The 20428-nt window shown below is 68.9% G+C and carries 20 protein-coding genes; 7 read left to right on the top strand and 13 right to left on the bottom strand.

Features of this window, described 5'->3' with window-relative positions:
- The first annotated feature begins 134 nt into the window (after positions 1 to 134).
- From A9Z05_RS29990 to A9Z05_RS29980, 3 genes are all read left to right on the top strand, one after another.
- Positions 135 to 401 carry a type B 50S ribosomal protein L31 gene (locus tag A9Z05_RS29990; RefSeq protein WP_011549676.1) on the top strand — a complete coding sequence of 89 codons (267 nt, stop codon included), beginning with the start codon at positions 135 to 137 and terminating at the stop codon, positions 399 to 401.
- A gap of 144 nt (positions 402 to 545) precedes the next feature.
- Entirely contained in the window at positions 546 to 2378 is a 1833-nt protein-coding gene (locus A9Z05_RS29985) for a glycosyltransferase family 39 protein (protein ID WP_089435125.1), read from the top strand.
- Positions 2379 to 2380: 2 nt separating this feature from the next.
- The gene (locus A9Z05_RS29980; RefSeq protein WP_069621258.1) at positions 2381 to 3748 is read left to right on the top strand and encodes an MATE family efflux transporter; all 1368 of its coding nucleotides are present in this window, start codon (positions 2381 to 2383) and stop codon (positions 3746 to 3748) included.
- Between the two features lie 11 nt (positions 3749 to 3759).
- Here A9Z05_RS29980 and lipA read toward each other — a convergent pair whose 3' ends face one another.
- The 6 genes from lipA to A9Z05_RS29950 form a co-directional block, all read right to left on the bottom strand.
- Positions 3760 to 4725 carry a lipoyl synthase gene (gene lipA / locus A9Z05_RS29975; protein ID WP_069621257.1) on the bottom strand — a complete coding sequence of 322 codons (966 nt, stop codon included), beginning with the start codon at positions 4723 to 4725 and terminating at the stop codon, positions 3760 to 3762.
- Positions 4726 to 4727: 2 nt separating this feature from the next.
- A complete protein-coding gene (locus tag A9Z05_RS29970; protein ID WP_069621256.1) occupies positions 4728 to 5843 on the bottom strand; it encodes an acetoin dehydrogenase dihydrolipoyllysine-residue acetyltransferase subunit in 1116 nt (371 codons plus the stop codon).
- Between the two features lie 4 nt (positions 5844 to 5847).
- Positions 5848 to 6852, bottom strand: a complete 1005-nt coding sequence (locus A9Z05_RS29965; RefSeq protein ID WP_069621255.1) for an alpha-ketoacid dehydrogenase subunit beta — start codon at positions 6850 to 6852, stop codon at positions 5848 to 5850.
- A gap of 53 nt (positions 6853 to 6905) precedes the next feature.
- Positions 6906 to 7889 carry a thiamine pyrophosphate-dependent dehydrogenase E1 component subunit alpha gene (locus A9Z05_RS29960; RefSeq protein ID WP_006478652.1) on the bottom strand — a complete coding sequence of 328 codons (984 nt, stop codon included), beginning with the start codon at positions 7887 to 7889 and terminating at the stop codon, positions 6906 to 6908.
- Positions 7890 to 7967: 78 nt separating this feature from the next.
- Positions 7968 to 8744: an SDR family NAD(P)-dependent oxidoreductase gene (locus A9Z05_RS29955; RefSeq protein ID WP_069621254.1), complete on the bottom strand. Its 777-nt coding sequence runs from the start codon at positions 8742 to 8744 to the stop codon at positions 7968 to 7970.
- Between the two features lie 57 nt (positions 8745 to 8801).
- The gene (locus A9Z05_RS29950) at positions 8802 to 9860 is read right to left on the bottom strand and encodes an ATP-NAD kinase family protein (protein WP_069621253.1); all 1059 of its coding nucleotides are present in this window, start codon (positions 9858 to 9860) and stop codon (positions 8802 to 8804) included.
- Positions 9861 to 10395: 535 nt separating this feature from the next.
- Here A9Z05_RS29950 and A9Z05_RS29940 point away from each other — a divergent pair.
- Complete coding sequence (locus A9Z05_RS29940; RefSeq protein ID WP_069621251.1) at positions 10396 to 12312, top strand: sigma-54-dependent Fis family transcriptional regulator; 1917 nt, start codon at positions 10396 to 10398, stop codon at positions 12310 to 12312.
- A 19-nt stretch (positions 12313 to 12331) separates the two neighbouring features.
- Here A9Z05_RS29940 and A9Z05_RS29935 read toward each other — a convergent pair whose 3' ends face one another.
- Both A9Z05_RS29935 and A9Z05_RS29930 read right to left on the bottom strand, forming a co-directional pair.
- On the bottom strand, positions 12332 to 12766 hold the full coding sequence (locus tag A9Z05_RS29935; RefSeq protein WP_069621250.1) for a carboxymuconolactone decarboxylase family protein: 435 nt from the start codon (positions 12764 to 12766) through the stop codon (positions 12332 to 12334).
- On the bottom strand, positions 12750 to 13211 hold the full coding sequence (locus A9Z05_RS29930) for a MerR family transcriptional regulator (protein ID WP_069621249.1): 462 nt from the start codon (positions 13209 to 13211) through the stop codon (positions 12750 to 12752). The genes A9Z05_RS29935 and A9Z05_RS29930 overlap by 17 nt, the downstream gene beginning before the upstream one ends.
- A gap of 285 nt (positions 13212 to 13496) precedes the next feature.
- Here A9Z05_RS29930 and A9Z05_RS29925 point away from each other — a divergent pair, with 285 nt between their 5' ends.
- Both A9Z05_RS29925 and A9Z05_RS29920 read left to right on the top strand, forming a co-directional pair.
- Positions 13497 to 14096 carry a helix-hairpin-helix domain-containing protein gene (locus tag A9Z05_RS29925; RefSeq protein ID WP_069621248.1) on the top strand — a complete coding sequence of 200 codons (600 nt, stop codon included), beginning with the start codon at positions 13497 to 13499 and terminating at the stop codon, positions 14094 to 14096.
- Between the two features lie 88 nt (positions 14097 to 14184).
- Positions 14185 to 14616 (top strand): YidB family protein, encoded by a 432-nt coding sequence (locus tag A9Z05_RS29920; protein WP_069621247.1) that lies wholly within the window; start codon positions 14185 to 14187, stop codon positions 14614 to 14616.
- 115 nt (positions 14617 to 14731) lie between these two features.
- On the opposite strand, the gene clpB is transcribed toward A9Z05_RS29920, so the two are convergent.
- Together clpB and A9Z05_RS29910 are read right to left on the bottom strand one after the other, a co-directional pair.
- Positions 14732 to 17329, bottom strand: coding sequence for an ATP-dependent chaperone ClpB (gene clpB / locus A9Z05_RS29915; RefSeq protein ID WP_069621246.1), 2598 nt, complete (start codon positions 17327 to 17329; stop codon positions 14732 to 14734).
- Positions 17330 to 17487: 158 nt separating this feature from the next.
- A complete protein-coding gene (locus A9Z05_RS29910) occupies positions 17488 to 18006 on the bottom strand; it encodes an Rrf2 family transcriptional regulator (RefSeq protein WP_069621245.1) in 519 nt (172 codons plus the stop codon).
- A 252-nt stretch (positions 18007 to 18258) separates the two neighbouring features.
- On the opposite strand from A9Z05_RS29910, the gene A9Z05_RS29905 reads away from it, so the two are divergent.
- Complete coding sequence (locus tag A9Z05_RS29905) at positions 18259 to 18819, top strand: group III truncated hemoglobin (RefSeq protein ID WP_069621244.1); 561 nt, start codon at positions 18259 to 18261, stop codon at positions 18817 to 18819.
- Positions 18820 to 18891: 72 nt separating this feature from the next.
- On the opposite strand, the gene A9Z05_RS29900 is transcribed toward A9Z05_RS29905, so the two are convergent.
- The 3 genes from A9Z05_RS29900 to A9Z05_RS29890 form a co-directional block, all read right to left on the bottom strand.
- A complete protein-coding gene (locus tag A9Z05_RS29900) occupies positions 18892 to 19368 on the bottom strand; it encodes a molybdenum cofactor biosynthesis protein MoaE (protein WP_069621243.1) in 477 nt (158 codons plus the stop codon).
- Between the two features lie 8 nt (positions 19369 to 19376).
- Entirely contained in the window at positions 19377 to 19634 is a 258-nt protein-coding gene (moaD, locus tag A9Z05_RS29895; RefSeq protein ID WP_050013225.1) for a molybdopterin converting factor subunit 1, read from the bottom strand.
- A gap of 18 nt (positions 19635 to 19652) precedes the next feature.
- The coding region (locus A9Z05_RS29890; RefSeq protein ID WP_141723510.1) for a molybdopterin molybdotransferase MoeA at positions 19653 to 20428 on the bottom strand (776 nt) is incomplete at its 5' end.

Raw genomic sequence — 20428 nt, 5'->3', positions numbered from 1 at the left:
TTTCTGGCATAATCGCCGTTTTTCGACCTTAGGCAAGTGGCTCGCGCCGGGCTTGGCGTCAGCCGAATCGCTCCTTTCGGGGCGGCTCGACACGGCAAGCGGCGGGTTGGCTACCGCTCTCACCAAGGAAAATCATGAAACCTGGCATTCACCCGGACTACCGCGAAGTCGTCTTCCAAGACATGTCGAACGGCTTCAAGTTCATCACGCGCTCGACGATCCAGACGCGTGAAACCATCGAACACGAAGGCAAGACCTACCCGCTCGCCAAGATCGAAGTGTCGTCGGAATCGCACTCGTTCTACACGGGTCAGCAAAAGATCATGGACACGGCAGGCCGTGTCGAGAAGTTCAAGAACAAGTTCGGCGCACGCGCGAACGGCAAGGCTGCTGCAAAGTAAGCTTTTGCACCGATCCGGCGGCGGCAACGCACCGGTACCGCACGAAAGGGCAGCCCAGGCTGCCCTTTTTTGTCTCTGCTCGCCCGCCAGGCGCCGGCCGGCGCCCGGGAAACGACCTGACGCACAACAGCGGGCGCGACTACAATGCCGGATGCTCGAAACCGGCTCGGCCGCGCGCGATCGCGCCGGCCGCCCGCCCATAACAAATCGCTCATCTGCATGAAGCCTGTCGTCCGTCTCACCGCCTCCGCCACGCGCGCGCTGCCGCGCTGGCTGCTGCTCACGCTCTGCCTCGTCTACGCGGCGTTCGGCCTGTTCGGCCGCGACCCGTGGAAAAACGAGGACGCGGCGGGCTTCGGCGTGATGTGGACGATGGCCAAGGGCGGCTGGCACGACTGGCTGCTGCCGAACTTGGTCGGCAAGTTCATCACCACCGACGGGCCACTCGGCTACTGGCTCGGCGCGCTGTCGATCCGCGGCCTCGGCCCGTGGGTCGACGCGAGCAACGCGTCGCGCGTCGATACCGGCGTGCTGTTCTGCGTCGCGTGCGCGTTCGTCTGGTACGCGGCCTACCTGCTCGGCCGGCGCGCCGAGGTTCAACCGTTCAAATACGCGTTCGGCGGCGAACCCGAGCCGCGCGACTACGGCCGCACGCTGGCGGACGGCGCGCTGCTGGTGCTCGTCGCCTGCTTCGGCCTCGCGGAACGCGGGCACGAAACGACGCCGCAGCTCGCGCAGTTCGCGTGGATCGCGATGCTCGTGTACGGGATCGTGCGCGGCATCGACAAGCCGCTGCAGGGTGCACTGTGGTGGGGCCTCGCGATGGGCCTCGTCGCGCTGTCCGGCAACCCGGTGCTGGTCGTCGCGCTGCTCGCGGGCACGGCCGCGCTGTGGCTCGTCACGCCCGAGATGCGCAACCTGCGCCTGCCGCTGGTCGGCCTGCCGCTCGCGGTCGCGATCGCCGCGCTGTGGCCGCTCGCCGCGTTCGTCGCGGCGCCCGACGACGCCGCGTGGTTCTTCAACCAGTGGATCCACGGCAGCCTGATGCGCTTTTCGGGCCCGCCGACGGCCGTGCTCGGCTATGCGGCGAAAAACCTGCCGCTGTTCACGTGGCCCGCGTGGCCGCTCGCGATCTGGGCATGGTGGAGCTGGGCCGGCATGCGTCGCCGTGCGCACATCGCGATTCCGCTGTCGGTCGCCGTGCCGCTCGTCGCGCTCGTGATCCTGCAAAGCCAGCAGTCGAACCGCATGTACATGCTGCTGCTGCCGCCGCTCGCAGTGCTCGCGACCTTCGCGCTGCCGACCCTCAAGCGCGGCGCGATCAACGCGATCGACTGGTTCGCGGTGCTGAGCTTCACGATCCTCGGCACCTTCGTGTGGCTGGTGTGGCTCGCGTCGCTCACCGGCTTCCCGCATCCGCTCGCGCGCAACCTCGCGCGCCTCGTGCCCGGCTACGAGCCGCATTTCAAGATCCTGTCGTTCATCTGCGCGGTGATCGTCACCGTGTGCTGGTGCTTCATCGTGCGCTGGCGTGTGTCGCGACAGCCCAAGGTGCTGTGGCGCAGCGTCGTGCTGTCGGGCGCGGGCACCACGCTGATGTGGGTGCTGCTGATGACGCTGTGGCTGCCGATCGTCAACTACGGCCGGACCTATCGCGATGTCGCGCAACAGATCGCCGTGCACCTGCCGTCCGACTACGAATGCATTTCGCCGGTGCGGCTCGGCGACGCGCAGATCGCGACCTTTGCGTACTTCGGCAACATGCATTTCGATTTCTCCGGCGACTGCGACGTGATCCTGCGCCAGGACCGCTCCGACTTCGGCGAGCCGAGCGCGATGTCGCAATACGTGTGGCGTCTCGTCTGGGAAGGCCGCCGTGTCGCCGACCGTGACGAGCGCTTCCGCCTGTACGAACGCATCGAAAGGCCGAAGACGCCCGTCAAACGGCGTCCGCCGCGCCGCCAGGCGGCCGATTGACGATGTTCGGCGACATCCGCCGGATCGTCGGTCTCGCATGGCCGGTGCTGGTCGGTCAGCTCGCGATCATCGCGTTCGGCGTGATCGACACCGCGATGGTCGGTCGCTACTCGGCCGTCGATCTCGCCGCGCTCGGGCTCGGCTCGTCGATCTACGTATCGATCTATATCGGGCTGACGGGCATCCTGTCCGCGCTGCAGCCGATCACCGGGCAACTGTACGGCGCGCGGCGCTATGCCGAGATCGGCGAGGAAGTGCGCCAGGCGCTGTGGCTTGCGGTGCTGCTCGCGATCCCCGGCTTCCTGCTGCTGCATTTTCCCGAACCGCTGCTGCGCGTCGCGCATGCGCCCGCCGCACTGCACGAGCGCACCGTCGACTACCTGCGCATCCTGTCGTACGGGCTGCCCGCCAGCCTCGTGTTCCGCATCTACAACGCGCTGACCAACGCGGCCGGCAAGCCGCGGCTCGCGATGATCCTGCAGATCGGCGCGCTGCTGCTCAAGTTTCCGCTGAACGTGTGGTTCATCTTCGGCGGCCTCGGCGTACCGGCGCTCGGCGGCCCCGGCTGCGGGCTCGCGAGCACGCTGATCAACTGGGCGCTCGCGTTGATCGGCTACACGCTGCTCGCGAAGCTCGACGTGTTCGCGCCGCTCGCGATCTTCTCGCGCTTCTGCTGGCCCGTGTGGGAACGGCAGAAGGCGATCCTGAAGCTCGGCGTGCCGATGGGCCTGTCGTACCTGATCGAGGTCACGTCGTACACGTGCATGGCGCTGTTCATCGCGCAGTTCGGCACGACGACGCTGGCGGGCCACCAGATCGCCGGCAACATCGGCGCGGTGCTGTACATGACGCCGCTGTCGATCGGCGTGGCGGCGTCGACGCTGGTCGCGCGCGCGCTCGGCGCCGGACGCGCCGACGAAGCCCGGCTGCTCGGCCGGCATAGCGTGATGTTCGCGTGCGGTGTTGCCGCCGCCTACGGCGTGCTCGTGTTCGCGCTGCGCCCGCTGATCATCGGCGGCTATACGCCGAACCCGGCCGTCGCCGCGGCCGCGATGCCGCTCGTCGCGATCGTCGCGTGCTACCACGTGTTCGATGCGCTGCAGGTCACGTCGGCGTTCGTGCTGCGCGCGTACAAGGTGGCGATCGTGCCGACCGTGATCTATGCGGTCGCGCTGTGGGGCGTCGGACTCAGCGGCGGCTACGTGCTCGGCTTCGACGTCGGCGGCATCGCGCCCGCGTGGCTGACCGGCGCGCGCGGCTTCTGGTTCGCGAACACGGTCAGCCTGATGCTGGCGGGCGCGGGGCTCGTGCTGTACCTGCGCCGCATCGGTCGCGCGCACGCCGCCGCCGCCGCGGCCGCCGCCGCCTGACGCGTGGCGCGCTACGCGCCCTCCAGCACGTCGGCCGCGTGATATGACGACCGCACGAGCGGGCCGGCGACGGCTTCCCTGAAACCGAGCGCGAGCGCCTCGTCGCGCCACGCGGCGAACGCATCCGGGCTCACGTAGCGCCGCACCGGCAAATGGTGCGCCGACGGTGCGAGATACTGGCCGAGCGTCAGCACGTCGACCTCGTGTGCACGCAGGTCGCGCAACGTGTCGCGCACCTCGTCGTCGCGTTCGCCGAGCCCGAGCATCAATCCCGATTTCGTCACGAGCGTCGGCCGCGCGGCCTTCGCGTGCGCGAGCAGTTCCAGCGAGCCGCGATAGTCGGCGCCGGGCCGCGCCGCGCGATACAGCGACGGCACCGTCTCGATGTTGTGATTGAACACATCGGGCCAGGCCGACGACAGCGCGTCGAGCGCACGGGCCGCGCGGCCGCGGAAGTCCGGCGTCAGCACCTCGACGCCGATGCCCGGCACGCTCGCGCGCACCGCCGCGATGCATGCGGCGAAATGCGCGGCGCCGCCGTCGCGCAGATCGTCGCGGTCGACCGACGTGATCACGACGTAGCGCAATCCGAGCGCCGCCGCCGCGTCGGCCAGCCGTGCGGGCTCGGCTGGATCGAGCGGCTCCGGACGGCCGTGCGCGACATCGCAGAACGGACAGCGCCGCGTACACAGCCCGCCCATGATCATGAAGGTCGCGGTGCGCTGCGCGAAGCATTCGCCGATGTTCGGACACATCGCCTCCTCGCAGACGGAATGCAGCCGATGCTCGCGCAGCACGGTGGCCATGTCGGTCACCGCCGCGCTCATCATCGGCCGCGCGCGCAGCCACGGCGGCTTCGGCAGCGCCGCGCCGGCCGCGGGCTCGATGCGCACCGGAATGCGCGCGAGCTTGTCGCGACTTCTCGCGCCGGGCTGGCCGAGCGCCGTGAGGCTGGGTCGTTCGAGCGCGGCTGCCATCGTCAGTCTCCGAGGAACGCGACGATCAGGCGGTTCACGTCGGCGGCCGCCTCCATCTGCACCATGTGGCCGCTGCCGGCGAGCACCTCGGCACGCACGCCGTCCGGCAGGCCCTGCGCGTGCTGCGCGGGAATCACCTGGTCGCGCTCGCCCCAGATCACGAGCGTGCGCGGCGCCAGCGACGCGAGCCGGTCGCGGAATACGCGCCGCTGCGCGGCGCCGTCGAACGCGGCATGCGCGATTTTCTCCAGCGCGGCCTGCACGCCTTCGAGCCGCTTGTACTTGACGAGATCCTCGACCAATTGCCGCGTGACCAACGCGTCGTCCGCGAACAGCGCGCCGAGGTGCGGCTTCAACGTGTTGCGGCTGTTGCCCGCGACGAAGCCGTCGATGTACCCGCGGTTGATATCGGCACCGAGCCCGGCGCTCGCGATCAGCGTGAGCGACGCCACGCGCTCCGGCGCGCTGTCGGCCAACGTCATCGCCACCGCGCCGCCCATCGAATGGCCGATCAGGTGCGCACGCTCGATGTGCTGCGCATCGAGCAGCGCGAGCACCGCATCGGCCAGTTCGTCGAGGCTGCCGGTCTCGACCGCCTTGCCCGATTCGCCGTGGCCGGGCAGATCGAGCGCCCACACCGGCCGGTGCGCGGCGAGCTCCGCGTGATTGAACAGCCAGTTGTTCAGGTCGCCGCCGAAGCCGTGGATCAGCACGGCCGGCGTGCCCGAACCGTCGCCCAGCTTCAGGAAGCGGAGCGTGCGTCCGCCGATCTGCGCCTTCTCCGGCTGCGGGCCGGCCGCCTCGTCGGACGCCGCGCTCGGCACGAAATCGCGCTGGAAGTCGGCGATCGCCGCATCGATGTCGGCGTCGCTCGCATCGGCGGCCGCGACCACGCCGAGCAGCGCGCCGACGGGCAGCGTCTCGCCCTCCTGCGCGACCTGCCGGCGCAGCGTGCCGTCGAACGCGCATTCGACGCCCGACGAGATCTTGTCCGTCTCGACGTCGAGCACCTCGTCGCCCTTCGCCACGCGTTCGCCGATCGCCTTCAGCCAGCCGTTGACCTGCCCCTGCTCCATCGACAGCCCCCACTTGGGCATCGTGATCATGTGAATCGACATCGTGTCAGCTCCTCGTCTTGAGTACCGCCTGCGCGATCGCATCGGCGGACGGGATGTACAGGTCTTCCAATACGCCGGCGAACGGCGCGGGCGTATGCGGCGCGGTCACGAGTTCGATCGGCGCCTTGAGCGAACGGAACGCACGCTGCGCGACGAGCGCGGCGATGTCGGTCGCGATCGAGCAGCGCGGGTTTGCTTCGTCGACGACCACCACGCGCCCGGTGCGTTCGGCGCTTTCGAGGATCGTTTCCTCGTCGAGCGGCGACGTCGTGCGCAGGTCGATCACGTCGCACTGGATGCCGTCCTTCGCGAGCGTCGCGGCCGCGTCCATCGCGAGATGCACCATCCGGCCGTACGTGACGATCGTCGCGTCGTCGCCGTCGCGCAGCACGTTCGCCTCGCCGAACGGAATCGCATAGGATTCCTCAGGCACGTCGCCCTCGCGCGTATAGAGCAGCTTGTGTTCGAGGAAGATCACGGGATCGTTGTCGCGAATCGCCTGGATCAGGAGCCCCTTCGCGTCGTACGGCGTCGACGGGCATACGACCTTGAGCCCCGGAATGTGCGTAAACAGCGACGTGAGCATCTGCGAGTGCTGCGCGGCCGCGCGCAGGCCGGCGCCGTACATCGCGCGGATCACGACCGGCGTCACGGCCTTGCCGCCGAACATGTAGCGGAATTTCGCGGCCTGGTTGAAGATCTGGTCGAAACACACGCCCATGAAATCGATGAACATCAGTTCCGCGACGGGGCGCATCCCGCACGCGGCCGCGCCGACCGCCGCGCCGATGTAGCCGCCCTCCGACAGCGGCGTATCGAGCACGCGGCCCGGAAACTTGTGGAACAGCCCCTTCGTCACGCCGAGCACGCCGCCCCATGCGTCGTCCTCGCCCGGCGCGCCCGCGCCGCCCGCGTTGTCCTCGCCCATCACGATCACGCTGTCGTCGCGCGCCATTTCCTGCGCGAGCGCCTCGTTGATCGCCTGCGAATAAGTGATCTTCCTTGCCATGTCTGTCTCCTGGAATGTTGGGTTGCCGTGCCGGCTGCCGGGTCAGCCGGCGCTCACGGATACGACACGTAGACGTCGGCCAGCAGGTCGGCGGCATCCGGCAGCGGCGCGGCCTTCGCCTGTGCGACCGCGTCGTCGATCAGCGCCTTCACCTGCGCATCGACCGCGCGCAGGTCGTCGGTCGTCAGCGCTTCGGCGCGCACGACACGCGTTTCGAAATGCTTCAGGCAGTCCTTTTCGTCGCGCAGCTTCTGCACTTCGCCCGGCGCGCGGTAGGTTTGCGCATCGCCCTCGAAGTGGCCGAAATAGCGCGTGAACTTCACCTCGACGAGCGTCGGGCCGCCGCCGTTGCGCGCGCGTTCGACGGCCTCGCCGAGCGCCTCGTGCACCGCGAAGAAGTCGAAGCCGTCGACGATCACGCCCGGCATCCCGAACCCGTTCGCGCGATCGGCGATGTTGTCGGTCGCGACCGACCAGCTCGACGACGTCGCTTCCGCATAGCCGTTGTTTTCGGCGACGAAGATCGCGGGCAGCCGCCACACCGACGCGAGGTTCATCGATTCGAAGATCACGCCCTGGTTCGACGCGCCGTCGCCGAAGAAGCACACGCCGACGCCGCCCGTCTTCTTGTGCTTGGCGGCGAGCGCCGCGCCGCACACGAGCGGGCCGCCCGCGCCGACGATCCCGTTCGCGCCGAGCATCCCCATCGACAGGTCGGCGATGTGCATCGAGCCGCCCTTGCCGCGGCAAACGCCCGTCTTCTTGCCGTAGATCTCGGCCATCATCCCGTGCACGTCGACGCCCTTCGCGATGCAATGGCCGTGGCCGCGGTGCGTGGTGGCCACGTAGTCGTCGAGGCCGAGGTGCAGGATCGTGCCGACGGCGGACGCCTCCTCGCCCGCGTACAGGTGAACGAAGCCGGGAATCTCGCCGGTCGCGAATTCGACGTGCAGGCGTTCCTCGAATTCGCGGATCGTGCGCATCAGCCGATAGGCGTCCAGCAGCTTGTCCCTGCCGAGCTGTGTCGAAGCGGTCATGTGTGTCTCCTGGTTAGGTCTGACTGCGAATGCCGCCCCGGCCGAGCCGTGGCGGCGGATTGCACGGCCTTGCGGCCGTCAGTGGAACGTGAAGCCGCCGTCGACGTTCACGGCCTGGCCCGTCACGTTGTCCATCGTCGCGAAGAACAGCGCGAGCCGGCCCATGTCTTCCGGCGTCTGCGCGCGGCCCTGCGGAATCAGCGTCAACTGGTGCCGCTGCCACGATTGCTCGACCGATTCGCCGTCGGTCTTCCATTCGTCGGACAGCCGGTCCCACATGTAGGTACGGACGATGCCGGGGCAGATCGCATTGACGGTCACGCCGTCGCGCGCGAGCTCCTTCGCCAGCGCGTTGGTGAAGCCGACGACCGCGAATTTCGATGCGCTGTAATGCGCGAGATTCGGAAAGCCTTCCTTGCCCGCGATCGACGCGACGTTGATGATCCGGCCGCGACCCTGCGCCTTCAGGTGCGCCAGTGCCGCCCGGCAGCCGAGGAAAGTGCCCTTCGCATTCACGTCCATCACGAAATCCCAGTCGCGCTCGGTCAGTTCGGCGACCGGATGAATGCTGATCACGCCCGCGCAATTCACGAGGATGTCGAGCCGGCCGAGGTCGGCGAGCGCCTGCGCGACCATCGCGTCGACCTGCGCGGCCTGCGTGACGTCGACCTTCGCGATCGCGGCCCGGCGGCCGAGCGCGCGCACCTCGCGCGCGGTGGCGTCGAGCGCGTCGTCGAGCAGGTCGGCCAGCAGGATGTCCGCGCCGGCGCCGGCAAGCGTCAGCGCGATGCCGCGGCCGATGCCGCGCGCGCCGCCCGTGACGATGGCGACCTGTCCTTCGAGAGGGGCTGTCATGCGATGTCTCCTTGATGATCGTGATGGATGCCGAAGCGGCTTCGTCAAACCGGTGTATCAGTCGTGCCACGCGCCGACGTCGCGCAGCAGCTGCCGCGACGATGCGTAGCGCAGCGTGCGGCCGACGTCGACCGTCAACGGCCCGCGCCAGTCGAGCGCAATCTCGTAGCGATCGCCCTGCACGACCTCGATCTCGCGCTCGCCGTCGAACGCGAGCGTGCCGCGCTCGAACGGAATCGCGTGCCACGTGCCCGGTTCGAGCCGCTCGCAACTGCGCATCACGACACGGTCGACGCGCCCCGGCGCGATCGGCGCGACGAGCGGCGTGCCGGCCGCATTGCCGGCTTCCGCGAAACGCATCACGAGCCCGTGCGGCGCGCTGCGTTCGAGCGGCGCCCACGCGCCGCCGAGCGCGGACAGCCCGATGCCGTCCGGTTCGGCGAACGTCAGGTAGAGCGAGTCGATGTCGTCGGAGCCGGAAATCGCGCGCGCGCCGATGAAGCGCTGCCGCGCGGCGCACACGTCGACGAGCGCGATCTCCTCGCGCCCCGGCTGCGCGCCCGCGACGCAGCGCACGACGAGCCGCTTGTTGCGCACGAACGCGACCTCGGCCGGCACGGCGCCGGTCGCGGCGAGCCCCGCGGCGACGCCCGCGACGGTCGCCTCGCGATGTTCGGGAAACGCGTTGTTGGTGCCGGTGGACAGCGCGACGAGCGGCGTCGCGCCGCAATGCGCGGCCACCGCGCGATGGGTGCCGTCGCCGCCGAGCACGACGATCAGCGACACTTCCATCCGGTGCAGATAGGCCGCGCCCGCCTGCGTGTCGGCGACGCTGTCGGTGATCGGCAGGTCGACGAATTCGACCTGGGGCCAGCGCTCGTGCGGCGCGATCGCGCGATGCGTGTCGATCGCGCGCAGCAGCAGCGTCGCGATGCCCGTGCGGTCGCGCAGCGTCAGCACGCGCTCGACGCCCATCGCGCCGAGGCCGGCCAGCAGGCGCACGATCATGTTCGCCTTCTCCGCGGTCGGAAACACGGATGCATGCGTCGTGAGGCGGCGGATGTCGCGCCCCGATGCGGGGTTCGCGATCACGCCGACGGTAACGGGCGTCGTCACGGGTTTGTCTCCATCCAGTCGACGGAGCCGGCGCATTGACGCACGCGCCGGCTCCGCCTGTTTCGTCCGCTGCCATCGACGAGCGGCGGATCGTCGTCGCCGACGCCATCGCGGCGGCTTGCCCGTCATCTCTGCAAGCGGCGTGCCATCGTCCGTGCGATCGCCGCGAAACCCGCGTCCGCACGGGCGCGGCGGGCATGCGCGGGTTCCGGATGCGCGACCGTGACGACGCAGCGCGCGTCGAATTCGCGCAGACGTCTCACGTCGTCGATACGGCGACGCGATTGCCGCGGCGCGCGCGCATGCCCGGCGTTGCGCCCGCAAACCCAGCGTTCGCGCGGCGCCGTGCACGCGACGCCGCGCCGGACGGCCGCCGCACGCCGCGCATGCGGCCGTCTCAACTGCGCGAGACACGACGCGATACCGGTGAGACGACCGTCTCATGCGCGCCGCGTGCTGCGATGCAATGTGATTCGCCGAACCGGATGTGCTACAAGAACAGCGACACCCCCGCCGTACGGAACCGGAGCCGACCATGCCCTACGCCGTCCCCCAGGCCCAGCACGCCGACCGTGTACTCGGCGCGCTCGCCGGACGCCTGCCCGCGCCGGCGGATTCCGCGCGCCTCGTGTCGTCGTGGCAACGGTCGCTGGAGCGCTACCGTCTCGACCCCGCGTCGTCGATCGGCCCGCGCGTGCTGACCGCGGCGGAGCTGCGCGAGGTGCGCGACAAGGAGGAAGCGTTCCTGCGCGCGTCGGGCCAGTGCCTGACGCGGCTGCACGACATGATTCGCGTCGCCGACTACTGCGTGATGCTGACCGACGCGCACGGCGTGACGATCGACTACCGGATCGACCGCGAGCGCCGCAACGACTTCCGCCATGCGGGGCTGCACATCGGCTCGTGCTGGTCGGAAAGCGAGGAAGGAACGTGCGGCGTCGCGAGCGTGCTGACCGATCTCGCGCCGATCACCGTGCACAAGACCGATCACTTTCGCGCGGCGTTCACGACGCTCACGTGCAGCGCGGCGCCGATCTTCTCGCCGGGCGGCGAGCTGATCGGCGTGCTCGACGCGTCGGCCGTGCATTCGCCCGACGGCCGCGACAGCCAGCGCCTCGTCTACCAGCTCGTGCGGCAGAGCGCGGCGCTGATCGAGGACGGCTATTTCGTGCACAGCACCGCGCAGCACTGGATATTGTTCGGGCATCCGAACCGTCACTACGTCGAGGCGCAGCCCGAGTGGCTGATCGCATTCGACGAATGCGGCAACATCGTCGCCGCGAACCGGCAGGCGCGCGACGCGCTGCCGGCGCTGCGCGAGCCGCGCCATATCGACGAGATATTCGATGCGACCGAGATGCCGCTGCGCGACGCCGCGCGGCTCGATACGATCATCGCGCTGCGCGTGCGCGCGACCGGCGCCCCGCTCTACGCGCGGCTGCGTGCGCCGCTACGGCGCGCCGGCCGCGAACCCGGCGCGGCCTCGCGGCGCCCGGGCACCGCGCCGCGTCACGTCGGCGCGCTGACGCCGTTCCTGCACAGCAGCGACGCGCGCATCGCGCAACAGGCCGAACTTGCGCTGCGCGTCGCGAGCAAGCGGCTGCCGATCCTCGTGCTCGGCGAAACCGGCGCGGGCAAGGAAGTGTTCGCCCGCGCGATCCACGACGCCGGCGCGCGGCGCGCGCGGCCGTTCGTCGCCGTGAACTGCGGCGCGCTGCCGGAAGCGCTGATCGAAAGCGAACTGTTCGGTTACGCGGCCGGCGCGTTCACCGGCGCACGCAAGCACGGCGCGCGCGGCAAGATCGCGCTCGCCGACGGCGGCACGCTGTTTCTCGATGAAATCGGCGACATGCCGCTCGCGCTGCAGACGCGCCTGCTGCGCGTGCTGGCCGACGGCGAGGTCGTGCCGCTCGGCAGCGATACGCCCGTGCGCGTCGATCTCGACGTGATCTGCGCGACGCACCGCGATCTTGCGCGGATGGTCGCCGACGGCGCGTTCCGCGAAGATCTGTACTACCGGTTGAGCGGCGCGACGTTCGAGTTGCCGCCGCTGCGCGAACGCGCGGACGTGCGCGACGTGATCGCCGCCGTGTTCGCCGAGGAAGCGCAGGCGACCGGCCACGTGCTCACGCTCGACGCGACGCTCGCCGAACAGCTCGCCGCGTATGCATGGCCGGGCAACGTGCGGCAACTGCGCAACGTGCTGCGCTATGCGTGCGCGGTGTGCGACGCCGCGCGCGTGACGCGGCGCGACCTGCCGGCCGAGCTCGCCGCGCAACTCGGCGGCGCGCCGCCGGGCGCGCCGCCCGACGACGAACGCGGCCGCATCGTCGCCGCGCTCACCGCGCATCGCTGGCGTCCCGACGCGGCCGCCCGGGCGCTCGGCATGTCGCGCGCGACGCTGTACCGGCGCATCGCGAAGTACCGGATCGTCGCGCCGCACCGCGCGTGACGCACGGCCGCACGCTCCGTCATGCGGGCTGCCCTGCCGCCTCGTTCGCGTCGTCCGTCGCGCCGGCCGCTTCGTCGCGCCGCGCGAACACCTCGCGCGCGGCGAACAGCGCGTTGAGCGCGGCCGGCATCCCCGCATACACGGCCATCTGCATGAACACCTCGACGATCTCGTCGCGCGTGCAGCCGACGTTCAGCGCGGCCTCGATGTGCACTTTCAGTTGCGGCTGCGCGTTGCCGAGCGCGGCCAGCGCCGCGATCGTCGCGATTTCGCGCGCCTTCAGGTCGAGCTGCGGCCGGCTGTAGATGTCGCCGAAGCTGAATTCGACCAGGAGCCGCGCGAAGTCCGGCGCGATCGGCCCAAGCGCCGCGATCACGCGTTCGCCTGCTTCGCCGTCGATTTCCTTCAGTTTGTTCCAGCCGCGCGTGTAGCGATCCTCAGCGAGTCGTTCCATCGTGTCCGTCCTGTTCCGATAAAGAGTGAGAAGGTGTCGCCCGTCGTTCCGTTTCCCGTTCCTGCGCCTCGTAGTACGCGATCTTGTCGCCGATCGCATCGAGGCTTGCCTGCAGCTCCGCGATATGCGCACGCACCGCGTCGCGATGCGCGACCAGCAAGTCGCGCCGCGCGCCGAACGTCGACGCGCCCTGCTCGCGCAGCACCGCGAACGCCTGCATCTGCGCGATCGGCATGCCGGTCGCCTTCAGGCGCATCACGAAGGCCAGCCAGTCAAGATCGGCCGGCGCGTAGAGCCGGTGTCCGGCCGCCGTGCGCGAAATCGCGCGCAGCAGGCCGGCCTGCTCGTAATACCGCAGCGTGTGCGTCGACACGCCCGTCAGTTCGGCGACTTGCCCGATCGTCAGCGGACCGGCGGCGGAGGGTTGGGATACGGTTTTCGACATGGCAGGAACAAGGTTAGGAGTTAGAGTTCACTCTAAGTCAAGCATTGTCTGACGGCCAGTGCCGCGTTCACCCGCGATACCCGGCGACACCGTAAAGAATGGTCAAAATCGCCCCCCGGCACCGGATTCGGCCTTTACAGCACCGACAGCCTTCAGCAAGATTCGGTCAGCCTGTCTCAAAAAGGGCACGCATTTGTCCTATGCTTAACGGCGACGCCCGGCCAGCTCGCGCGCCGCCGTCCGTTGCAACAGCCATTCATCCGTCAGAACCAGGGAGCCCTTGCCATGCTGAAAAAGCTGCTGATGCTGTTCGTCGCGCTGTCGCTGTCACTCGCCGCCGGCCTTGCCGCGGCCGTCGAAGTCAACACGGCCGACCAGGCCGCGCTCGAATCCGTGAAGGGGCTCGGGCCCGTGAAGTCGAAGGCGATCATCGACGAACGCACCAAGAACGGCCCGTTCAAGGACGCCGACGATCTCGCGAACCGCGTGAAGGGTCTCGGCACGAAATCGGTCGGGCATCTCGAGGAAAACGGCCTGACGATCGGCGGCTCGTCGACACCGCCGAAGGGCGTGAAGCTGTCGAAGCCGGCCGCGACGACGTCGGCCACGACGTCGGCGGGCACCGCATCGACGTCCACGACCGCGACGGCCGGCACGACGACCGCGGCGCCCGCGCCGACGGCGAGCGCACCGGAAGCGGCAGCCAAGCCGGCCAAGACCAAGCGCGCATCGAAGAAGGAAAAGGCGGCCGCTGCTGCCGCGGCATCCGCCGACGCCGGCGCGAGCGCACCGGCCGCCGCGTCGTCCGCGAAGGCGACGAAGGGTTCGAAGAAGAAGAGCAAGAAGGACAAGGCTGCCTCCGCCGCCGCGGCGTCGGGCGCCTGATGTGCGCCGCGCGCGCGACGGCGTGCGCGCGGCATTCGTTCAACGGGCGCCGTCGTCACGGCGCCCTTTTCAGTGAAGGTGAAGAACCATGGGTCTCCTCGACATCGTTGGCGGTCTGATCGGCGGCCAGGCCGGCGGCAACTCGCAAAGCGCGCTCATCGCGACCGCGCTCGAATTCATCAACAACCAGCCGGGCGGCCTGAACGGCCTGATCGAGAAGTTCAAGGCCGGCGGCGCCGGCGAGATCATCGGTTCGTGGGTCGGCACCGGCGAAAACCAGCCGATCTCGCCGGATACGCTGCAAAACGTGCTCGGCTCGGACGTCGTCGGCTCGCTCGCGAGCAAGGTCGGCATCGATCCGTCGCAGGCGTCGTCGATCCTCGCGCAGGTGCTGCCGCACGTCGTCAACGGCGCGACGCCGAACGGCGAAGTGCCGGCCGGCGGCCAGGTCGACACGTCGAACGTGCTCGGCGCGCTCACGCAGCTCGCCGGCATGTTCGGCGGCAACAAGCAGGGCTGACCACCGCCACCGGGCGGCCCGTTCGGCCGCTTCACAAGCAAACACCCCGCCGAGGCGGGGTGTTTGTTTTTGCGCACCCGGTGCGAACCGGGCACACGCTGCCGACGGCAGGCGATCAGTGAACGACGCGGTCGAACACGAACTGGCCGTCGTTGACGTCGACCGGGATCACGTCCTTCGGACCGAAGCGGCCGGCGAGGATCAGCTTCGCGACCGGGTTCTCGATCTCCTGCTGGATCGCGCGCTTCAGCGGCCGCGCGCCGAACACCGGATCGTAGCCGACCTTCGCGATCTGCTCGAGCGCCGATGGCGACACGTCGAGCGCCATGTCGAGCTTCGCGAGCCGGTCGTGCAGGCGTGCGAGCTGGATCTTCGCGATCGACTCGATGTTGCTACGGTCGAGCGCATGGAACACGACGACGTCGTCGATCCGGTTCAGGAACTCGGGGCGGAAATGCTGCTTCACCTCGAGCCACACCGCGTCCTTGATCTCGTCCTGCGGCGCACCCGTCATCGCCTGGATCACCTGCGAGCCGAGATTCGACGTCATCACGATCACCGTGTTCTTGAAATCGACCGTGCGCCCCTGCCCGTCGGTCATGCGACCGTCGTCGAGCACCTGCAGCAGCACGTTGAACACGTCCGGATGCGCTTTCTCGATCTCGTCGAGCAGGATCACGCTGTACGGCTTGCGGCGCACGGCTTCCGTCAGGTAGCCGCCTTCCTCGTAGCCGACATAGCCCGGCGGCGCACCGATCAGCCGCGCGACGCTGTGCTTCTCCATGAACTCGCTCATGTCGATGCGGATCAGATGCTCTTCCGAATCGAACAGGAACGACGCCAGCGCCTTGCACAGCTCGGTCTTGCCGACACCCGTCGGGCCGAGGAACAGGAACGAGCCGTACGGACGGTTCGGATCGGCGAGACCCGCGCGCGAACGACGGATCGCGTCGGCCACCGCGCTGATTGCCTCATCCTGGCCGACCACGCGCTCGTGCAGCTTTTCCTCGATGTGCAGCAGCTTCTCGCGTTCGCCCTGCATCATCCGCGACACCGGAATGCCGGTAGAACGCGACACGACTTCCGCGATTTCCTCGGCGCCGACCTGCGTGCGCAGCAGGCGCGGACGCGTCGGGTTGTGCTGCTCCTGCTCTTCGGCCTGCGTGACCTGCTTCAGTTGCGACTCGAGCTGCGGCAGCTTGCCGTACTGCAGCTCGGCGACCTTCTCCAGCTTGCCTTCACGCTGCAGGCGCGCGATGTCCGCCCGCACCTTCTCGATCTCTTCCTTGAGCTGCGCGCTGCCCTGCACCGCAGCCTTCTCGACGGTCCAGATCTCTTCCAGGTCCGCATATTCGCGGCCGAGGCGGTCGATCTCCTCCTCGATCAGCTGCAGGCGCTTCTGCGACGCTTCGTCCTGCTCCTTCTTCACGGCTTCGCGCTCGATCTTCAGCTGGATCAGACGACGGTCGAGCTTGTCCATCTCCTCGGGCTTCGAATCGATTTCCATCTTGATCTTCGAAGCGGCTTCGTCGATCAGGTCGATGGCCTTGTCGGGCAGGAAGCGGTCGGTGATGTAGCGATGCGACAGCTCGGCCGCGGCGACGATCGCCGGGTCGGTGATGTCGACACCGTGGTGCAGTTCGTACTTCTCCTGCAGCCCGCGCAGGATCGCGATCGTCGCCTCGACGCTCGGCTCGTCGACGAGCACCTTCTGGAAGCGGCGTTCGAGCGCGGCGTCCTTCTCGATGTACTTGCGGTATTCGTCGAGCGTGGTCGCGCCGATGCAGTGCAGCTCGCCGCGCGACAGCGCCGGCTTCAGCATGTTGCCTGCATCCATCGCGCCTTCGGCCTTGCCCGCGCCGACCATCGTGTGGATCTCGTCGATGAAGACGATCGTCTGGCCTTCGTCCTTCGCGATGTCGTTGAGCACCGCCTTCAGGCGTTCCTCGAACTCGCCGCGGTACTTCGCGCCGGCGAGCAGCGCGGCCATGTCGAGCGACAGCACGCGCTTGCCCTTCAGCGTCTCGGGCACCTCGCCGTTGACGATCCGCTGCGCGAGCCCTTCGACGATCGCGGTCTTGCCCACGCCCGGCTCGCCGATCAGCACCGGGTTGTTCTTGGTGCGGCGCTGCAGGATCTGGATCGAGCGGCGGATTTCGTCGTCGCGGCCGATCACCGGATCGAGCTTGCCCGCACGGGCGCGCTCGGTCAGGTCGACCGTGTATTTCTTCAGTGCCTCGCGCTGGCTTTCCGCGTCCTGGCTGTGCACCTGCGAGCCGCCGCGCACCGCGGCGATCGCGGCTTCGAGCGCCTTGCGCGTGAGGCCGTGCTGACGCGCGAGCTTGCCGGCGTCGCCCTTGTCGTCGGACACGGCGAGCAGGAACATTTCGCTCGCGATGAACGTGTCGTTGAGCTTCTGCGCTTCCTTGTCGGCCTGGTTGAGCAGGCCGGCCAACTCGCGGCCGATCTGGATGTCGCCGCCCGTGCCCGTCACTTGCGGCAGGCGCGAAATGGCTTCGTTCAGCGCGCCTTGCAGCGCCTGCACGTGAACGCCCGCGCGCGACATCAGCGAGCGGGCCGACCCGTCCTGCTGCGCAACCAGCGCCGCGAGCACGTGAACGGGTTCGATGTATTGATTGTCGCGGCCTGCCGCGAGGCTTTGCGCGTCCGCGAGTGCTTCCTGGAACTTGGTGGTGAGCTTGTCGATTCTCATTTGGTTGAGACCTCCAATTTTCGATTAACACCAAGATGAGGATGGTTATGCGGCTTTCAAGCGAAATTCGGGTTGATTCAGCGCAAAAAATGCCGGATACCCTGAAAACGGCCCGGCGGCGTGATGGGGTGGGCGCGAGGAGCCGCGGCGCCTGCGTGTCAGCGGGCCTTCGACGACGGCTCGGCGAGCGCCGGTGCCTGGTCCGGCGTCGGCGCGGCGCGCACGAGCGCGACCGGACGGATGCCGAGCAGCGCCGCGAGCGGGGACGCGGGCTCGGCCAGTTCGCCGAGCGTGTGACGATCGAGCTCCGCGAAGAACGCATCGCGTGCGGCCGCCAGCACGCCCTTCAGCCGGCACTGCGGCTCGATCGCGCAGCCGCGCGACTCGCCGCCGTCGGGCGAAAAGCAGCCAACCAGCGCGAAGTCGTTTTCGGTTGCCCGCACGACCTGGCCGACCGTCAGCCGCAGTGAATCGGCGAACAGCCGCAGCCCGCCGTTGCGGCCGCGAACGGTGTCGACCCAGCCCAGCTCGCCAAGCTGCTGGACGACTTTCATCAGATGGTTCTTCGAGATGCCGTAGGCGTCCGAGATCTCCTGGATTGTCGCGAGCCCCTCGCCGCGCACGGCCAGGTACAGCATCACGCGCAGCGAATAGTCGGTGTAGTCGGTGAGTCTCATGAGCGAATACGGAAAATATCGATCGTGCCCCAATGATGTGAGTCGGGCCGATCACGAGGCGCGCAGGGCCGATCGAGCGCCCTGCGGCGCGGCCCCGGGTTGCCGGGATCGGGCGCGCGCAATAAGATGCGTGATACCTACACGTTTTCCAGGGGTTACAGGACGTTATTTTGCGTCAAAATCCGGCCGGCGTCCTGCTCGTTGCCCGCGCCGGCGCCCCGTCGCTGCCCTGCTCCACCGGCCCTTTTTGTCATGACTGCCCTGCCCGCCTCGCCCGATACCGTACCGGCCCGCCCCCGCGACGCCGAGCCGACCGAAGACAACATCCGCGATCTCGTCTACGCGTTTTACGACCGCGTGCGCGCCGATCCACTGCTCGGGCCCGTGTTCGACGCGAAGCTCGCCGGCCGCTGGGACGATCATCTGCCGAAGATGGTGACGTTCTGGTCGAGCCTCGTGCTCGGCACCAAGGGCTATCGCGGCAACGTGCAGCAGGCGCACCAGCCGCTCGACGGCATCGAGCCGGCCCATTTCAGCCGCTGGCTGTCGCTGTTCCTGAACACCGTCGAAGCGCGTTATGCGCCGGCCGCGGCGATCCGTTTCATGGAGCCCGCGCTGCGGATCGCGCAGAGCCTGCAGCTGAGCCGGTTCGGCTGGGACTACCGGATTCCGCCCGAACAGCAGGCGCTGCTCGACGCGATCGCGCCGCGCCGCCGCGACACGGGCGACGATCCGCACGCGTTGCCGTCGCGCGCCCGCGGCGAGCCGTTTCCGACGAAGATCGTCGGGCGCGGCGTCGACCCGGACGCGTAACGCTTGTCACGCGCGACGACGGCGCACATGCGGCCCATCGCCGCATCGTCCGCGCGCCGCCCTCAGCCGTGCTCAGCGCCGCGTGTTGCCCGACTTGACGCCCCAGCGCGCGAGCGCGGCGTCGTCGGTACTGCGCGCATCGACCCAGCGCTCGCCGTCCGGCGTCGTTTCCTTCTTCCAGAACGGTGCTTCGGTCTTCAGATAGTCCATCACGAACTCGCACGACGCGAACGCATCGCCGCGGTGCGACGCGACCGTCGCGACCATCACGATCTGGTCGAGCGGCAGCAGCCTGCCGACGCGATGCACGATCGCGACGTCGATGCCCGGCCAGCGCCGGCCAGCCTCCGCCGCAATCTTCTCGAGCGCCTTCTCGGTCATTCCCGGATAGTGCTCGAGCTCCATCGCGGCAACCGCATCGCCTTCGTTGAGGTCACGCACCGTGCCGACGAAGCACGCGAGCGCGCCGATCTTCGGGTTGCGCGCCCGCAATGCCGCCACTTCGGCATTCAGGTCGAAATCGTCGGTCTGGACTCGTATCGTCGCCATGCGCCGCCTCAGCCGCCCGTCACCGGCGGGAAGAACGCGACCTCGCAGCCTTCGGTGAGCCGCGTGTCGGGATCGGTCATCTCGTGGTTGCACGCCATGCGCAACGCGCGCCCTTCGGCGAGCGTGTCGGCCCACGCGCCGCCGCGCACGCGCAGCCACGCGCGCACGTCACCGACGGTCGTCACGCTGTCCGGCACGTCGGCTTCTTCGTCGGCCACGCCCAGTGCTTCACGCACGCTTGCAAAAAATTTCAGCTGAATCTTCATGGTTCGGACGCCGCCGCGTTACGACAGCAATTCGGAAAACGGAATGAAACGCACGGTCTCGCCTGCGCTGATCGCGTGCTGCGGCGGATTGTCGATCAGGCCGTCGCCCCAGACCGTCGACGTGAGCACGGCCGAGCTCTGGTTCGGGAACAGGTCGAGGCCGCCGGCCGCATTGACGCGAGCGCGCAGGAATTCGTTGCGCCGGTCGCCCTTGCTCTGCGAAAAATCGGCACGCAGCGACAACGCGCGCGGCGCGACGTCGCGCACGCCGGACAGGCGCAGCAGGAACGGCCGGACGAACAGCAGGAACGTGACGAAACTCGAGACGGGGTTGCCGGGCAGCCCGATGAAATGCGCGTCGGCGCGCTCGTCGCCGCGACGCACCGCGCCGTACGCGAGCGGCTTGCCGGGCTTCATAGCGATCTGCCACAGCGCGAGCCGCCCTTCGGCCTCGACGGCCGGCTTTACGTGATCCTCATCGCCGACCGACACGCCGCCGCTCGTCAGGATCACGTCGTGGTCGCGGGCGGCCTCGCGCAGCGTGTCGCGCGTCGCGGCCAGCGAGTCGGGCACGATTCCGTAGTCGGTCACGTGGCAGCCGAGCCGCTCGAGCAGCCCGCGCAGCGTGAAGCGATTCGAGTTGTAGATCGCGCCGGGCTTCAGCGGCTCGCCGGGCATCGTCAGTTCGTCGCCGGTGAAGAACACCGCCACGCGAATCCGCCGCGCGACCGACAGTTGCGCACAGCCGACCGATGCGGCGAGACCCAGCGCCTGCGGCGTGAGCCGCGTGCCGG

The sequence above is a fragment of the Burkholderia sp. A2 genome (assembly GCF_001729305.1).
Taxonomy (GTDB): domain Bacteria; phylum Pseudomonadota; class Gammaproteobacteria; order Burkholderiales; family Burkholderiaceae; genus Burkholderia; species Burkholderia sola.
Note: the sequence above shows the minus strand (reverse complement) of the source record. Positions and strands in the feature narration are given on the sequence as shown.

Bases quoted from the DNA above. Each gene is read 5' to 3' on its own strand.
- A9Z05_RS29980 (WP_069621258.1), top strand. From the start codon at position 2,381: ATGTTCGGCGACATCCGCCGGATCGTCGGTCTCGCATGGCCGGTGCTG.
- A9Z05_RS29920 (WP_069621247.1), top strand. From the start codon at position 14,185: ATGGGTCTCCTCGACATCGTTGGCGGTCTGATCGGCGGCCAGGCCGGC.
- A9Z05_RS29990 (WP_011549676.1), top strand. From the start codon at position 135: ATGAAACCTGGCATTCACCCGGACTACCGCGAAGTCGTCTTCCAAGAC.
- clpB (WP_069621246.1), bottom strand. From the start codon at position 17,329: ATGAGAATCGACAAGCTCACCACCAAGTTCCAGGAAGCACTCGCGGAC.
- A9Z05_RS29955 (WP_069621254.1), bottom strand. From the start codon at position 8,744: ATGACAGCCCCTCTCGAAGGACAGGTCGCCATCGTCACGGGCGGCGCG.
- A9Z05_RS29935 (WP_069621250.1), bottom strand. From the start codon at position 12,766: ATGGAACGACTCGCTGAGGATCGCTACACGCGCGGCTGGAACAAACTG.
- A9Z05_RS29930 (WP_069621249.1), bottom strand. From the start codon at position 13,211: ATGTCGAAAACCGTATCCCAACCCTCCGCCGCCGGTCCGCTGACGATC.
- moaD (WP_050013225.1), bottom strand. From the start codon at position 19,634: ATGAAGATTCAGCTGAAATTTTTTGCAAGCGTGCGTGAAGCACTGGGC.
- lipA (WP_069621257.1), bottom strand. From the start codon at position 4,725: ATGGCAGCCGCGCTCGAACGACCCAGCCTCACGGCGCTCGGCCAGCCC.
- A9Z05_RS29925 (WP_069621248.1), top strand. From the start codon at position 13,497: ATGCTGAAAAAGCTGCTGATGCTGTTCGTCGCGCTGTCGCTGTCACTC.
- A9Z05_RS29965 (WP_069621255.1), bottom strand. From the start codon at position 6,852: ATGGCAAGGAAGATCACTTATTCGCAGGCGATCAACGAGGCGCTCGCG.
- A9Z05_RS29985 (WP_089435125.1), top strand. From the start codon at position 546: ATGCCGGATGCTCGAAACCGGCTCGGCCGCGCGCGATCGCGCCGGCCG.
- A9Z05_RS29910 (WP_069621245.1), bottom strand. From the start codon at position 18,006: ATGAGACTCACCGACTACACCGACTATTCGCTGCGCGTGATGCTGTAC.
- A9Z05_RS29940 (WP_069621251.1), top strand. From the start codon at position 10,396: ATGCCCTACGCCGTCCCCCAGGCCCAGCACGCCGACCGTGTACTCGGC.
- A9Z05_RS29900 (WP_069621243.1), bottom strand. From the start codon at position 19,368: ATGGCGACGATACGAGTCCAGACCGACGATTTCGACCTGAATGCCGAA.
- A9Z05_RS29905 (WP_069621244.1), top strand. From the start codon at position 18,259: ATGACTGCCCTGCCCGCCTCGCCCGATACCGTACCGGCCCGCCCCCGC.
- A9Z05_RS29960 (WP_006478652.1), bottom strand. From the start codon at position 7,889: ATGACCGCTTCGACACAGCTCGGCAGGGACAAGCTGCTGGACGCCTAT.
- A9Z05_RS29970 (WP_069621256.1), bottom strand. From the start codon at position 5,843: ATGTCGATTCACATGATCACGATGCCCAAGTGGGGGCTGTCGATGGAG.